Genomic DNA, 14891 nt, shown 5'->3' with positions numbered 1-14891 from the left:
AATCATCCCCTTCTGGATTTTTTTAAAATTCGTCTTATTTCTGAAAGTTGAGCAGCCAGCCAATGCCAAACTTATCGACTAGGTTTGCATGAATCGCTCCCCAGAATGTATCCTGCAGCTCAGCAGTAATCTTTCCATCTTTGCTAAGAGCGTCATACACTTTTCTAATTTCTTCTTCGCTTTCACATTCTAGGCTGATTCGTACACTATCTCCTTCTTGGATCTTGCCAAAGGTATCTGAAAAATGAATGATGCTGTTACCAAGGTGAAGTTCGGCATGTAAACACTTGCCATCATTACTTTTTTGAATATTAGTTATTTCTCCGCCAAAAAGACTGTGGTAATATTCCATGACCTCGTTGCAGTTATCTATGAATACATATGGACTAGCACTTTTCAAAAAAATCCCTCCCGTTTTTTGATAAATTCATCTTATCACTAATGCTTCTTAAACTTAAATGAGTCGATTATTGATAAAGGCATTTACCGTCTTTAGCTATGTTAAACCAACGTTATTGAGCAGATTATTTATTAAAAAAGCAGTTTAATTAACCACTTCACAAACAGTACCAAACTAGCCATAATAAAAGCTTCAATTAGCAGTCTTTTTATACCCTCATATTTATACTTAGAGTCAAAAAAAATCCTACAGCCGTAGAATACTAAAATGCCAAGAAACAAATTGATATAGCTTCCTAACGCCACCAGCTTCACAACCTTAATTTTTATAAAATTAATATTCTATAGCTTGTGGGCGAAATCCTTTTTTACCGTAAAAATGATGCTGTGGCGATTAATCCTCGAATATTTCCATACACTATTTTGCAATAATTCCATCCTTGTCCCTTACGACATGAATCGCATCTGCATAAAATGTACTACCTCATAAAAAAGGAGGTGTTACTTATGTATGGATATGGCGGCGGATATGGCGGCGGATACGGAGGCGGATCCAGTTTTGTGTTAATTGTTGTTCTCTTCATCCTTTTGATTATTGTTGGTGCTTCTTTCATGAGAGATGGATACTAACCTTTTTAAGACAGAAAAATCAAAAGGCTAATCTTAATTCCTTTTGAAGCGTGGATACCACGCTTCTTTTTTGTGGTATCTTTAATTCAGACTATCGAAAGCGTTTTCGTATAAACCGCTTTTATGAACCAGTTCGACTTGATTTCCTTCGAAGTGGGCTTTATGAACCGCTCTTATGAACCAGTTCGACTTGATTCCCCTCGAAAAGGGCTTTATAACCCGCTCTTATGAACCAGTTCGACTTGATTCCCTTCGAAAAGGGCTTTATAAACCGCTCTTACGAACCAGTTCGAAAAACGGTCACCAATAAGAGCTATTGGTGACCGCTATGCTCTTCAAATCAAAAAAATGGTCACCAATAAAGCATATTGGTGACCACTATGATCTTTAAAACTATTAATAGATCGTTTGCATGCCTTTTCCAGCGACTGTCATCCATTCGAATTGGCGCAGGCGCACCTCAAATAGTGTTAAGGGATCGCGGAACATTTCTGGGTTAGCATTCATGTTATTTAGCATTTCCTGGTTCGTCTGAATCCCGGCACTTGCTTCTTCAACAGAGCGATTCAACATCGTTAGCGGGCTCTTGAAAAACATGGTAACATCCCGCTCTAGTGATTTTTCAAAGAGTTCAAATGGCCGGAAAAACTGCTGGCAGACCAACTTAGCCGTTTCGGAGTAATCCTCATTTTCCACAAACGATTTGTACTTGTTATAAAGCATCGCTTTGTTTTGCGACAGGGCACCAAACAGTTTTCCGGCGCTTTTCAATAAAAATTGCGACGGTGTCCGGCGAAGCAGAATATTGATTGAATCCAGCTGAAAACGGCTCGTCATCCGGTCCGTATCGCGGCGCCAATCATCAAGCACTTTGAAGTCACACTCCAGCTTGAGGCGCTCGTCCCCGTACATCTGATTAAAGCTTTCGCTCATCTCATTCAAAAATTCCTGACCTTCTTCGAACTCCTCTTTGCAGCGCTGAATCCAATCCTGAAGCAAGCGGTAATACTTCGGCATCACCTGCTCCTCCAAGAAATCTTGAAGTCTTCTATTCATCTCATCATTTAGCTCCATGTGGATTTTGCTAAAATTGCTATCTTCCTTGATGAGGGCCGAACACTCCTTTAGCAAATTCGGAACGGTCTCTGCAATATCGATTTCTATCGCATCTTTAAATGCGCGATACGACTTCGTGAACGCTTTTGTTTTTTGTGACTCCGTATCCTTCAATTGATTGACAGCTCCGGTTAACTTCATCAACATTTCTTCATTCCAGCGCACCGATTCTATCAATTGATTCTCCACATCAACCCGTTTTTGCAACAGGCTGGCAATCGTGACTCTGATAAAATACAACAGCTTCGCCAGACGTTTATCTTCAATGTTTATCGAATTGTTAATGGATCGAATAAACTCTTGTAAATCATTTAACTGTGAACCCTCATATTGCGAAGAAAACGCAAAAACTTGGGATTCCGGCAGATACGTTTGAATCGTGGATCTAGTTTCATCAAAAATCCGGATTGCTTCCTGCTCGTCGGCAATCGTATCCATCTTGCTTAAGACAAAATGAATAGGAATCTCAGGTGCTAATTCCTGAATTTTTGTTAGAATACTACGCTCTTTTTCCGTAAAAGGGGCATTAGCATCAAGCACAAATAGAACATTGTCAGCAACATGGAGACTCTTCAGAATTTCATTCCGATCGTGATGGCTGCCCTTAATTCCTGGTGTATCAATAAATGCAACCCGATTTCCTTTTAAAAATGCGTTCGGCCGTTTAAATTCAATAATCGATTCGAGGGCATTTCGACGTCGATCCATTCGTTCTTGGAAATCAGAAAAACCAGATAGATTAGTAATCTCCCAATCAGTAATTTCAGTGATGGCTAATTCGTCAGCATCCTTAAACATGACGACAGACGAGGTTGGGCTATCCTGCAAATTTTCTCCCAAAATCGCATTAACAAACGAAGATTTCCCACTGCCACTTAACCCGGTTATGAAAATATGTTGGTTGTCAAAGTCAATTAACTGATCAACAAGCCATTTTAAACGATTATTTTCCCCCATCTCGTGAGCCTGTGCCCAGTTCATGATGGAATCAAACAGTGTCAGGCACTCGTCCAGTTCGTCAATGTCAGAATCTGTCATACTAATGAGCTTTTCTGCCTCGCTTACGATGGACATACTGATGCTTGCCGGAAACAGCTCGTTCCAGGAGAGAACGGCTGCTGATGATAGGACAACATTAGCTTGGTCCGCTAATCGCAGCCAGTTCGTTAACAGGTCAGGGATATATTCCTGAATTTTTTTAATAAAGTACCTGCCGTCAATGAAGCTAAAGTAGGTTTCCTTATGCAGGCCAGAAAGCCCAGGCCAGTTTTCTTCTCGATTAATATCAAGATTTAGTAAGAGATGGTTGACTTCATTTAACCACGTTAAATAGCTTTCCTCATTTTGATAGCTTTTCCAAAGCACTGAAATAAGCTCTTCAAACTTCCCTTTATCCAGGCCAAACAAGAGGACTAAAGCTTGGGTAAAATAACTGGGAGCAAAGCTTTTGGTTACACCCTTTTCCACATAAGCAATAATCATATCAAACCAAGCGGGCGATTCCGTCCGCTTTGCTTCATTTACGGCCAGTTCAATTGCATTATCCCAATCCTGTTGTTCTTCAAAAAAAGTACGGGCAATTTCGGTTACATTCGGGTAATCAGGATTGGCGTCAATCGTCTTTTTCATCACCTTAACGGCTGCATCCACCTTACCGCGCTCAATATAAAGTGAAAATAACTGTAACGCAACTTCTGTAGTTAAGGTCGGATTATCTGTGACAATCGTTGTGTAAATATCCTCAGCCGTCGACAGCAGCCCTAATTCATAATAGGCATCGGCGGTATTTTTCTTCGCCCATGGTTCAAGCTCATTGATGATGTTTTCCCACTTAAAAATGGCGGCTTCAAAATCTTTATAATGAAAATAAACTTCACCCTGGGCAAAGCGAATGTGGGATAAATCAGGCACATCCTTTTGTGCTTCCTCCTGAAATGCTTCGCCAAGAAGACGAATCGGATGACTATCTTCATGCTCATTGATGAACATTTCATGATACGTTTTCTGTATTAATTGCTTCTCTAATGTCATATCTTTCCCTCCAATTACAACACTCTCTGTCATTCATATGGAAAAGAGGCATAATTATTCCCTATACTATTCGACGCATATGTAGAATATAAGTCTCAATTAGTACGATTCTACCAAAGGATTTTTTTAAAACGATGTCAGTTGTATTTCATTTTGGAGACAAATTAAAACTTTCGGGCTAGTATCTATAGAGTGTTCTTCAGGTTATAATTAAGACAAAGACCTAAAGGAGAAATTAACCTTGGAACAGGAACAAGCACTTTTTTTAGCCAATTTCATCGAAAATTCAACTCCCGCTGCCTATGAGATAAACAAATTAGAAACAGTTAGCGGAACTCTTCCAAAGTTTCACCAATGGACAAATGGGAAGAAAACGTTAGCAGCTTACGAGGTGACCCGGCCAGCAACGGAAACCGGCTATTACTTTGTATTTATTGATTGGCACCGTAATGACATTTATTATTTAGTGATTTACGCCCATGATAAAAAAACGACGGTTGCAGAGCTCCGGCAAGTCCAAGAAATTGACGATGTCCCGCAAATCGTCTGGTCGTACAAACCATTTAAACGTGATGGAAAAAACGATCAGCGAAAAGCATATTTTAAGCAAATGTTTGGCTCAACCACGGTGCAAATCAAGCTTCCGGCCGCAACATCGGAAGTGGAGGCTTTTTTTGACCAAGTGTTTAAGCTATGCCAAAACCGGATAAGAGCAGACCGAATTGTTGAGGTATTTGATTTTGAAAATTGATTGGAGTGTAGAAAATGGCAGCCTATAAGAATTGTCAAAGCTGTGGTATGCCTCTAGCAAAGGACGAGCATGGAGGCGGAACCGAAAAGGACGGGTCAACAAGCATCAAGTATTGCAGTCACTGTTTTTTGAACGGAGAATTCACTCTTCCCGATATCACAATGGAGGAAATGAAGGAAAGAGTGAAACAGAAGATTGTTGAATTCGGGATGCCAAAGTTTATTGCTGGTTTGTTTACTAGAAGTATTCCTAAACTGGAAAGATGGAAGAGATGACGCTGTGTCATCTTTTTTTCTATCTTCCGTTTATTTATTATTAGTGATTAATCCGACAGTTGGCGAAGCTTTCCCGACAGTTGGCGACGTTTTTCCTTCGAATGACCTTGGTTGCCTTACCGTTCCACTTTCCAATAAGTCCGTGTTCCGTTATTTCTTATAACTGCCTCTTTCGGAATCTGCACTAGCACGAGCATAAATCCTAGTATATCAACACTGGCCCCCATTGAATTAAGGATAATGAAAAACACCATGGATCCTGTTAATTGACCAAAGACACCTAGAATGAGCGGGGCCAAAACCGATAGAATCACAAAAGGGGCAATTGAAATCAGCAAGAATCTTGTCTTGGTTAATGATTGCTCTGTATGCACATATCCGCCGAAAAAGGTAAGCCCCATATAGGTATCTTTTGATTGGATGAAATTGGGTATGAAAATTAAATGAAAAAACTCATGAATGATAAGCATCAGAAATACCCCAATAATAAGGCCAATAATAACATCTAGATGAATCGTAAACGTGATTGCATCCCCTGTAAAAAAAGTGTTATTTAAGGAAAAGTCCGAAAAGAAATAGATAATTCCAATTGTAATAAGCATATTGAGGTACATGAATGGAACAGAAAGAATAATAGCTGAAGGAAGCGTTTTTGGCTCTTTAAGCGGAATCCAGGCACTGTTCAGTAATTCTATGTGTGTTTGCTCATTAAATTTAGGCACTTTATTCCGTATTTTAATAGAAATCGCCTCCAAAAAAATTAGTGGGAAACATTCCCACTCATCGTAACAAAATAAGGGACTGCTGTCAGCCCTTAAGTAATCAAAATATGCTTTATAAAATCTTACTCAAAAATGCCTTCGTCCGTTCCTCTTGAGGATTATCAAATAATTCCTTCGGGGTATTTTCTTCGACAATCAGGCCGCCGTCCATGAAGAGAACGCGGTCGCCCACCTCTTTGGCAAAGCCCATTTCATGCGTCACAACTACCATTGTCATCCCATCTTTGGCCAGCTGCTTCATTACTTCCAGCACTTCACCGACCATTTCCGGGTCGAGAGCTGATGTTGGTTCATCGAACAGCATGATGTTAGGTTCCATTGCCAGTGCTCTCGCAATCGCCACCCGCTGCTTTTGCCCGCCGGATAAAGAATCTGGGTAGGCCTCTGCTTTATCCACTAAGCCTACTTTTCTTAAAAGCCCTAATCCTTTCACCCTCGCTTTTTCTGCAGAAACTTTCCTTACTTTCATCGGTGCAAGCATAATATTTTCAATCACCTTTTTATGGGGAAATAGATTAAATTGCTGAAAAACCATCCCGACCTCAGTCCGCAACTTATTAATGTCTGTTTTTTTATCTGTCAAATCTGTCCCTTCAATAAAGACATGACCATCGGTAATCGTTTCTAGCATATTGATACAGCGAAGAAACGTCGATTTACCTGAGCCGGAAGGTCCAATCACAACAACTACCTCTTGGGGCTTGACGGTCACATTGATTTCCTTGAGAACTTCATTAGTGCCAAAGGATTTTTTTAAACTTTTCACTTCTATCATTCGGTGGCTAACCTCCTTTCAAGTAGAGATAAAAGAGAGCTTAACGAAAGAGTTAACACAAGATAGATGACCGTAGCTGTAAGATACGGCTCCCAAGCGCGCATATATTGACCTTGCATCGCCCGGCCCCAATACATTAGCTCCGGAGCGGCAATTAACGCCGCAAGTGAAGAATCTTTAATTAAAACAATAAACTCATTGCCAAGCGGCGGAATCATCCGTTTAAAGGCCTGTGGCAAAATGACATACTTCATGGCTTGTCCATGTGTCATGCCGAGCGATCGCGCCGCCTCCATCTGCCCCCTATTGATCGATTGAATCCCGGCGCGGAAAATTTCTGAAACATAGGCTGCCGAGTTTAACGAAAGAGCTAATATCGCTGCCAATATCGCATTTGTTGTATCTAAAAATGCTGGTACAACCGCAAAATGAATTAATAAGATTTGCACCATAAAGGGAGTCCCGCGAAAAAAATTGATATACCATTTAAAAGGCAGAGCCCACAGCTTTTTTCGCATCATTTTTCCTAAACCGATAAATAATCCGAGTACTGTTCCGATCAAAATACCCGCAATGGAAAGGCCAATGGTTAATAACGTTCCCTTTAGAAATAGAGGAGCGTATTCTACAATAAGATCCCAACGAAAATCCATCTATCGATCCCCCTGCCATTTGTGGAAATTTGCTTTTAATGTGTTAGCTCCTAAACTAATCAAAAATTGCGTAACTGCTTGGAAAAACTAGTTACGCAATTTCATCCGCTATTGCTGCTCTTTTAATATTTTTATATCAGGCTTGATTTTGAACCATTTCTCATAAAGCTTTTCATACGTGCCATTATCTAACAGTTTGTTCACAGCCTTATCTAATTCTGCCTTCAGCTTGCTTCCCTTCGGCAACAAAAGGCCATAGAATTCCTTTTCAAACGTACCATCGTCTTCAATGAAAACGAAATCGTCTTTCGGATTATTTTTTACATAGGTCTCAATAACTGTATTATCCGCCACAACGGCATCCACGCCGCCTTTCTTCAACTCAAGGATGGCTAGATTGTTATTGTCGAATTTTTTAAGCTTATCGTTATTTTCACCAAATAGTTTTTCAACAGCTTCCTGACCTGTCGTACCATTTTGAACGGCAATCTTTTTGCCTTCCAAATCTTTGGCACTCTTAATTGGACTGCCTTTTGGTACTAGGATTTCATTTTTAGATAAAAAGTACGGAACGGTAAAATCATAGGTTTGTATTCGTTTGGGTGTGATGGTAATCGAAGAAACGCCAATATCGGCTGTTTTTCCTTCAATTTCAATAAAAACTGGATCCCATCCGACGTGTTCAACCTTGACCGGGTAACCGGCTTCCTTAGCTACTGCCTTGACGAAATCAATATCAAAACCGACAACTTCTCCTTTATCCTGGTATTCAAACGGTGCATAGGCAGCATCTGTTACCACCCTCAATGTCTTCTTTCCACCATCCCCACCTGTTTTACTTGTTCCGCAGGCTGATAGAATAAGTGATAGCGAAACAAGCAAAACGGTTGTGACCATTTTTAATTTCTTCATTTCTTGACCTCCATTGTTTTTAATTATTATTTTCTTATGTTAAAAGGTTATTGTAATAGAACTCAGGAAAAAACCTTCTTTGTACCATCCTACGTTGAACTTGTCCAAAACATTCTCCCTTTTTATTTACAACTTAGTGATTTTTGCCTATTCAATCATCAAGGCATTCTTTTCAAAATTTTGGGTACTATATTGGTTTAAGATTTCCTCAAGATGATAGACAAGATTACGCTCAAGACCGACAATAAAGACATTTAGAATTTGGCCCCATTCACGCATTAATGTGAATGGGGCTTTTTTATTCTTTTATTCTCCAGCTTAAAATCCCATGTTAGAAAATCTAACACGGTAGTTGTTAAATTGAATTTTTTTAATATACTACAGTAAACAAGTGTGAGTGGGGAGCCTAACATGGGAAAAGATTTGTCTTTTAAAGATAAGAAGGTGATTACAATTGGGATTGTCAGGGAACTAACAGGTTTATCTGAAAGACAAATCAGATATTATGAAGAACGGAAACTGATTTTCCCTGAAAGGTCAGCCGGAGGAAGTCGTAAATTTTCGTTTTCTGATATTGAATTATTGATGGAGATTGCTAATAAAATTGAAGACGGGATTCAAACACATGAGATTAGAAAAGAAATGCAGCGTGAACAAAAGAAACAAAACCAAGAGGAAGTTCGCAGAAAAATGATTCAGGGACAGCTTAATGCCCAATTTGGGATAAGGAAACAGTAATTTTATTGCTGTACGAAATAAATGATTCATCCTCACCTTTTTTCAAGTGTGAGGTTTTTTTATTGCTGATTTCCTGAATATTTTAATAAAATATAAAAATTTTTTTTGCCCTCTTAACCTTATGATGTCAGGAATGAAAACGCTATCAATTATTTTGACTAATTTGAATTATCTGATTTTAACCTTGACCATGTCTTCAATTGGTTGTATGATTATCGAAAATAATCATCAATAAGTAAACACTGTCTTCGTTCGTCACCCCATTTTACGCGGGATGAGGCAAGGCAATTCTTTTTAAAATTTAGGTTTAATCATTTAAAGCGGTTTACCATTAAAGAGGAGTGGTTAGGTTGGGAAGTCAATGGATTTTCCTTGGCGGCGCGTTCGTCAAGAAAGAGGATGCTGTTGTATCAGTTTATGATCATGGTTTTTTATATGGTGATGGCGTGTTTGAAGGTATTCGCGTCTACAGCGGAAACGTCTTTAGGCTCGATGCCCACCTGAAAAGACTATTTGAATCAGCACAATCCATTATGCTGAAGATTCCATACACACAGGAGGGAATGACGCAATTAATTGTGGAAACAATCAGAAAAAATCAACTGGATAGCGCCTATATTCGTGTCGTTGTTTCCCGCGGTAAAGGGAATCTCGGCCTGGACCCTTCTTCCTGCTCAATACCAAATGTCATCATAATTGCCGAAGAATTGACAATGTATCCGAAGGAGTTTTACGAGCGCGGCATCAAAATTGCCTCTGTCGCAAGCCGCAGGAATCGTCCAGATGTTCTAAGCCCTCAGATTAAGTCGCTAAATTATTTAAATAATATTTTAGTTAAATTAGAAGCTAATCAAGCCGGGGTTGAAGAAGCGCTGATGCTGAACGACCAAGGCTATGTAACAGAAGGTTCAGCTGACAATATCTTCATTGTGAAAAATGGAGTTATCTATACCCCGCCTGTTTACTTAGGCGCTTTAGAAGGAATTACCCGCAACGCCATTATTGATGTGGCTAGGGCCAAAGGCTATGAGGTTCGAGAATCACCGTTTACACGACATGATGTATACGTTGCTGATGAGGTGTTCTTAACCGGAACTGCAGTTGAGGTCATTGCTGTTATTGAAGTAGACAACCGCGTGATTAAGGACGGAAAACCTGGAGCCGTTACCAACGAACTTTTAGAAGAATTTAGAAAAATTGTTACAACAGACGGGGTGACTTGTTATCCAGCTAGTACAAACCATGCCGTTGTAAGTTAGGAGATAGAAAAATGCGAAGCGATATGATTAAAAAGGGGATTGATCGTGCCCCCCACCGCAGCTTATTATACGCAACTGGGGTAACAGTGAAAGATTTAGAAAAACCGTTTATCGGTGTTTGCAACTCGTTTATTGAAATTATCCCGGGACATAAACACCTTAATCATTTCGGTGAGATTGTCAAAGAGGCCATCCGTGAAGCCGGCGGGATTCCGTTTGAATTTAATACGATTGGCGTTGATGATGGCATTGCCATGGGACATATCGGCATGCGTTACTCGCTGCCTAGCCGTGAGATTATTGCCGACAGTGCGGAAACCGTCATTAATGCCCATTGGTTCGATGGTGTGTTTTACATTCCAAACTGTGACAAAATCACACCGGGAATGCTGATGGCTGCTGCTAGAACCAACGTACCATCTGTATTTGTATCAGGTGGTCCAATGGAAGCTGGCGTTTCCCCAACAACGGGGAAGAACCTTTCCCTTACTTCCGTTTTTGAAGGTGTTGGCGCTTACCATAGTGGAACAATGAGTGAGCAGGAATTGCTCGACATTGAAACAAGTGCCTGTCCCACTTGCGGCTCTTGTTCAGGAATGTTCACAGCCAATTCGATGAACTGTCTGATGGAAGTTTTAGGGATGACTGTTCCTGGAAACGGAACAATTGTCGCAACGTCAGATGAAAGGCATGAACTTATCAGGCAAGCTGCTCGGCATTTAATTGAATTAGTGAAGAAAGACATTCGTCCACGCGACATCATTACGAGAGAAGCGATTGATAATGCCTTCGCTTTAGATATGGCCATGGGTGGTTCTACCAACACTGTGCTACATACTTTGGCTATCGCTCATGAGGCTGGGATTGAATACGATTTACGTGATATTAACAAAATTGCTGAAAAAGTTCCTTACCTATCAAAAATTATGCCAGCATCTGATTATTCAATGGCAGATGTCCATCAAGCAGGCGGCGTTAGTGCCATTTTGAATGAGCTTTGTAAGGTTGAGGGGGCATTACACCCTGAATGCCTTTCGATTACCGGAAAAACGCTAGCTGAAAATGTGAAGGATGCAACAATCACGGATGAAAGGGTTATTCGCCCGAAAGAGAATCCATATAGCCCTGTTGGCGGCTTATCCATCCTCTATGGAAACATTGCTCCAGACGGTAGTGTTATCAAGGTTGGCGCTGTTGACCCATCCATTCAAACATTCTTGGGTGAAGCGATTGTTTTTGATTCGCAGGAAGAAGCTCAGGAAAACATTAATAATGGTACTGTTCACGCAGGGCACGTTGTGGTAATTCGCTATGAAGGGCCAAAAGGCGGCCCAGGAATGCCGGAAATGCTTGCCCCTACCTCCGCTATTATGGGTCGTGGATTAGGTAAGGAAGTTGCGCTGATCACAGACGGCCGCTTTTCAGGAGCCAGCCGTGGTATCTCCATTGGCCATATTTCACCAGAAGCAGCTGAAGGCGGTCCAATCGCTTTTGTTAAAAATGGTGACAAAATTTTAATTGATTTACCAGCACGTTCCATAGAACTCCTCGTTGATGAGGAGGAATTGGCAGAAAGACGCCGTTCATGGGTGAAGCCAGAGCCGAAAATCAAAACTGGCTATCTAGCAAAATATGCAAAACTTGTTACCTCTGCCAACACTGGCGGGGTAATGAAAATATAGGGATTCACTAGTACCCCTCCCCTTCCAATGAAGTTAAGGTACTAAAAAACTGACATTTTAATAAAAAAATCGATGACGGGAATAAAGGAATAAGAAATTGTATTTTCAGAGAGCTGGGGTTGCTGGAAGCCCAGTAATACAACTTATTCCGACATCATCCCTGAGTGTTGAGCTGAACAGTTTTTACTTTAGTAGGCTCAATCGGGTGTTCTTAACTGATCACCTGTTACCAAAAGAAGCGTTTTTTGATTTAGTTGTCGCTTCATAAGGCAGTATTCGTAAGGATACTGTAAAACCGGGTGGTACCGAGAAAAAGAAGGCCTTTTCTCCCCGATTATTCTGCTTAGATGTTCTAGACTGCAGTTTATTCGGGGACGAAAAGGCCTTTTTTAATATGTTTTGGGATTAAATTTAGTTTTCGACATATTTTCGGAGGGTAACGACATGTTTTCAAAGTTTATCGACATATTTTCGGAGGGTAACGACATATTTTCAAAGTTTATCGACATTTCATGGAAAAATAAGGGAAACAAATGCCTCTAAATCGATTTTGAACCTAATAACTATATTAAAACCCAGTCACACGCTCAATTTTTCAAATATTCAATCATCCACAAGGAGGGATTACGACGTGAAAGTAGAAGCAAAACAGCTGGAATTCCTAACCAGTACCGCACCTAAAACAGGTGCAGACCTTCTCATTGACCTATTAAAAAGCGAAGGTGTTGACACATTATTTGGGTATCCGGGAGGTGCTGTCCTGCCAATTTACGACGCAATCTATCGGGCCCAAGGCACTATTAAACACATTCTTTTCCGTCACGAGCAGGGAATGATCCATGCGGCCGAGGGATATGCCCGAATTACCGGCAAGCCTGGTGTAGTTATTGCTACTTCAGGCCCGGGTGCTACAAACTTGGTGACTGGAATTACAGATGCAATGATGGATTCCTTACCGCTCGTGGTATTCACAGGGCAGGTTGCACGCAGCGTCATTGGAACAGATGCCTTCCAAGAAGCTGATGTAATGGCGATTACGACGCCAATCACCAAACATAATTATCAGGTGCAATCCATTTCTGACTTGCCAAGGATCGTGAAGGAAGCTTTTCATATTGCTTCTACCGGCCGGCCAGGCCCAGTTTTAGTCGACATTCCAAAAGACATTTCGGCGGGAGTTCTAGTTGAGGAACCTGAAGATGCATGTATCGATTTACCAGGGTACCAGCCAACAACAAAGCCAAATCCATTGCAGATTAAAAAACTGGCAGATTCAATTGCCAAAGCAAAAAAGCCCGTCATACTGGCAGGAGCTGGGGTACTCCATGGAAAAGCGTCGAGAGAATTAACTGCTTTTGCCGAAAAACACCAGCTTCCGGTCGTGACAACATTACTAGGACTTGGTGCCTTTCCAGCCGATAGCCCTCTCTCGTTAGGGATGGGCGGCATGCATGGAACCTACGCAGCAAATATGGCTATATATGAAACTGATTTACTCATCAATTTTGGCGCTCGGTTCGATGACAGGTTAACAGGCAATCTTAAACACTTTGCGCCTCATGCGAAGGTCGCCCACATCGATATCGACCCGGCGGAAATCGGTAAAAATGTACCAACCCAAATACCGATTGTATCCGATGCAAAAGAGGCATTAGTTGAATTAATCGATCAAACAGCGGAATCACCCGAAATCAAGGCATGGCTGGAAACACTCCATCAATATAAACAGGAATATCCACTTTGGTATAAACACAATCCAGACGGAATGTGTCCACAGTGGTTGATTGAAGCAGTTCATAAAGTCACTAACGGGGAGGCGATTGTTACAACAGATGTCGGCCAGCACCAAATGTGGGCAGCCCAGTACTACACTTTTAGAGAGCCGCATCGCTGGGTTACTTCAGGCGGACTAGGAACAATGGGCTTCGGCTTCCCTGCTGCCATTGGGGCACAAATAGCATCACCGGAAAGTACAGTTGTAGCCATTGTCGGCGACGGCGGTTTCCAAATGACTCTGCAAGAGCTATCCGTTATATACGAACGAAACCTGCCAGTCAAAATCATCATCGTTAATAATGGAGCTCTTGGTATGGTTCGGCAGTGGCAGGAATTACTGCACGGCAACCGGATTTCCGAATCGATTCTCCATACTCAGCCTGATTTTGTTAAGCTCGCTGAAAGCTATGGGATTCGCGGGATGAAAATTGACAACCAGGAGGACCTCATCACCTCCTTGCCAGAGCTGTTTGCCCATGATGGCCCAGTTCTTGTAGATTGCCGCGTGCTGCAGCAGGAAAAAGTTTTTCCAATGATTGCCCCTGGCAAAGGAATCCATGAAATGATTGGGGTGAAACCTTCATGAAACGAATCATAACCTTAACAGTTCAAGACCGGAGCGGTGTCCTCAATCGTGTCACCGGCCTATTGCAAAGGCGGCAATTTAATATCGAAAGTATCTCAGTCGGTCCTGCTGAAACGGAAGGTATTTCAAAAATGACCCTAGTTGTTGAGATTGAAGATGAGCAGCGCCTCGAACAGGTAACAAAACAATTAAACAAGCAAATTGATGTGTTAAAAGTTTCCGATATTACTGATAAGGCGATTGTCGTTAGAGAGCTGGCGCTTATCAAAGTGGCGAGCAGCTCACAGCTCCGCAGCGAAATCAACGGCATTATTGATCCATTCCGTGCTTCGATTATCGACGTCAGCAAGGAAAGCTTAGCCGTCCAAATCACTGGCCGGCCGGAAAAAATCGATGCCTTAATCGAACTCTTGCGCCCTTATGGAATTAAAGAAATTGCCAGAACAGGACTAACGGCCTTTTTACGCGGCCACCAGCCACAGGTTAACGATCTAGCAACATATTCACTATTAAAATAATAATATTC

15 protein-coding genes are annotated in these 14891 nt (G+C 41.3%); 8 read left to right on the top strand and 7 right to left on the bottom strand.

The genetic code is table 11. From position 1 onward, the window contains the following. Positions 1-34: 34 nt before the first annotated feature. Positions 35-400: a VOC family protein gene (locus tag BANVL01_RS07045; RefSeq protein ID WP_066083436.1), complete on the bottom strand. Its 366-nt coding sequence runs from the start codon at positions 398-400 to the stop codon at positions 35-37. Positions 401-873: 473 nt separating this feature from the next. On the opposite strand from BANVL01_RS07045, the gene BANVL01_RS07040 reads away from it, so the two are divergent. Continuing rightward, positions 874-1029, top strand: coding sequence for a YjcZ family sporulation protein (locus tag BANVL01_RS07040; RefSeq protein ID WP_425311804.1), 156 nt, complete (start codon positions 874-876; stop codon positions 1027-1029). Positions 1030-1425: 396 nt separating this feature from the next. Here the strand turns inward: BANVL01_RS07040 and BANVL01_RS07035 are convergent, their stop codons facing one another. Continuing rightward, positions 1426-4176 carry a dynamin family protein gene (locus BANVL01_RS07035; protein ID WP_066083433.1) on the bottom strand — a complete coding sequence of 917 codons (2751 nt, stop codon included), beginning with the start codon at positions 4174-4176 and terminating at the stop codon, positions 1426-1428. A 241-nt stretch (positions 4177-4417) separates the two neighbouring features. On the opposite strand from BANVL01_RS07035, the gene BANVL01_RS07030 reads away from it, so the two are divergent. Together BANVL01_RS07030 and BANVL01_RS07025 are read left to right on the top strand one after the other, a co-directional pair. Continuing rightward, entirely contained in the window at positions 4418-4927 is a 510-nt protein-coding gene (locus BANVL01_RS07030; RefSeq protein WP_066083431.1) for a hypothetical protein, read from the top strand. 14 nt (positions 4928-4941) lie between these two features. Further along, positions 4942-5202, top strand: coding sequence for a zinc ribbon domain-containing protein (locus BANVL01_RS07025; protein WP_066083429.1), 261 nt, complete (start codon positions 4942-4944; stop codon positions 5200-5202). 116 nt (positions 5203-5318) lie between these two features. Here BANVL01_RS07025 and BANVL01_RS07020 read toward each other — a convergent pair whose 3' ends face one another. The 5 genes from BANVL01_RS07020 to BANVL01_RS28545 form a co-directional block, all read right to left on the bottom strand. After that, on the bottom strand, positions 5319-5924 hold the full coding sequence (locus BANVL01_RS07020) for a DUF3267 domain-containing protein (RefSeq protein WP_235845497.1): 606 nt from the start codon (positions 5922-5924) through the stop codon (positions 5319-5321). Positions 5925-6036: 112 nt separating this feature from the next. Further along, positions 6037-6759: an amino acid ABC transporter ATP-binding protein gene (locus BANVL01_RS07015; RefSeq protein WP_066083427.1), complete on the bottom strand. Its 723-nt coding sequence runs from the start codon at positions 6757-6759 to the stop codon at positions 6037-6039. Next, entirely contained in the window at positions 6756-7412 is a 657-nt protein-coding gene (locus BANVL01_RS07010; RefSeq protein WP_066083421.1) for an amino acid ABC transporter permease, read from the bottom strand. The genes BANVL01_RS07015 and BANVL01_RS07010 overlap by 4 nt, the downstream gene beginning before the upstream one ends. A 108-nt stretch (positions 7413-7520) precedes the next feature. Next, a complete protein-coding gene (locus tag BANVL01_RS07005) occupies positions 7521-8324 on the bottom strand; it encodes a basic amino acid ABC transporter substrate-binding protein (protein ID WP_066083419.1) in 804 nt (267 codons plus the stop codon). A gap of 147 nt (positions 8325-8471) precedes the next feature. Next, positions 8472-8603 (bottom strand): hypothetical protein, encoded by a 132-nt coding sequence (locus BANVL01_RS28545; RefSeq protein ID WP_268874912.1) that lies wholly within the window; start codon positions 8601-8603, stop codon positions 8472-8474. A gap of 132 nt (positions 8604-8735) precedes the next feature. Between BANVL01_RS28545 and BANVL01_RS07000 the strand changes: the two genes are divergently transcribed. From BANVL01_RS07000 to ilvN, 5 genes are all read left to right on the top strand, one after another. Next, positions 8736-9062, top strand: a complete 327-nt coding sequence (locus BANVL01_RS07000; RefSeq protein WP_172800850.1) for a MerR family transcriptional regulator — start codon at positions 8736-8738, stop codon at positions 9060-9062. Positions 9063-9412: 350 nt separating this feature from the next. Beyond that, complete coding sequence (gene ilvE / locus BANVL01_RS06995) at positions 9413-10321, top strand: branched-chain-amino-acid transaminase (RefSeq protein ID WP_066083413.1); 909 nt, start codon at positions 9413-9415, stop codon at positions 10319-10321. 11 nt (positions 10322-10332) lie between these two features. Beyond that, positions 10333-12003, top strand: a complete 1671-nt coding sequence (gene ilvD / locus BANVL01_RS06990) for a dihydroxy-acid dehydratase (protein WP_066083407.1) — start codon at positions 10333-10335, stop codon at positions 12001-12003. Between the two features lie 631 nt (positions 12004-12634). Further along, on the top strand, positions 12635-14365 hold the full coding sequence (gene ilvB / locus BANVL01_RS06985) for an acetolactate synthase large subunit (RefSeq protein WP_066083405.1): 1731 nt from the start codon (positions 12635-12637) through the stop codon (positions 14363-14365). Then, the gene (gene ilvN, locus BANVL01_RS06980; RefSeq protein ID WP_066083402.1) at positions 14362-14883 is read left to right on the top strand and encodes an acetolactate synthase small subunit; all 522 of its coding nucleotides are present in this window, start codon (positions 14362-14364) and stop codon (positions 14881-14883) included. The genes ilvB and ilvN overlap by 4 nt, the downstream gene beginning before the upstream one ends. The last annotated feature ends 8 nt before the right edge of the window (positions 14884-14891 follow it).

Origin of the sequence: Neobacillus novalis NBRC 102450, assembly GCF_001591805.1 — a bacterium.
GTDB classification, from domain to species: domain Bacteria; phylum Bacillota; class Bacilli; order Bacillales; family Cytobacillaceae; genus Neobacillus; species Neobacillus novalis.
This window is presented reverse-complemented; position numbering and strand designations above follow the sequence as displayed.

Bases quoted from the DNA above. Each gene is read 5' to 3' on its own strand.
- BANVL01_RS07025 (WP_066083429.1), top strand. From the start codon at position 4,942: ATGGCAGCCTATAAGAATTGTCAAAGCTGTGGTATGCCTCTAGCAAAG.
- ilvD (WP_066083407.1), top strand. From the start codon at position 10,333: ATGCGAAGCGATATGATTAAAAAGGGGATTGATCGTGCCCCCCACCGC.
- BANVL01_RS07005 (WP_066083419.1), bottom strand. From the start codon at position 8,324: ATGAAGAAATTAAAAATGGTCACAACCGTTTTGCTTGTTTCGCTATCA.
- BANVL01_RS07040 (WP_425311804.1), top strand. From the start codon at position 874: ATGTACTACCTCATAAAAAAGGAGGTGTTACTTATGTATGGATATGGC.
- BANVL01_RS07010 (WP_066083421.1), bottom strand. From the start codon at position 7,412: ATGGATTTTCGTTGGGATCTTATTGTAGAATACGCTCCTCTATTTCTA.
- BANVL01_RS28545 (WP_268874912.1), bottom strand. From the start codon at position 8,603: ATGCGTGAATGGGGCCAAATTCTAAATGTCTTTATTGTCGGTCTTGAG.
- BANVL01_RS07000 (WP_172800850.1), top strand. From the start codon at position 8,736: ATGGGAAAAGATTTGTCTTTTAAAGATAAGAAGGTGATTACAATTGGG.
- BANVL01_RS07015 (WP_066083427.1), bottom strand. From the start codon at position 6,759: ATGATAGAAGTGAAAAGTTTAAAAAAATCCTTTGGCACTAATGAAGTT.
- ilvN (WP_066083402.1), top strand. From the start codon at position 14,362: ATGAAACGAATCATAACCTTAACAGTTCAAGACCGGAGCGGTGTCCTC.
- BANVL01_RS07035 (WP_066083433.1), bottom strand. From the start codon at position 4,176: ATGACATTAGAGAAGCAATTAATACAGAAAACGTATCATGAAATGTTC.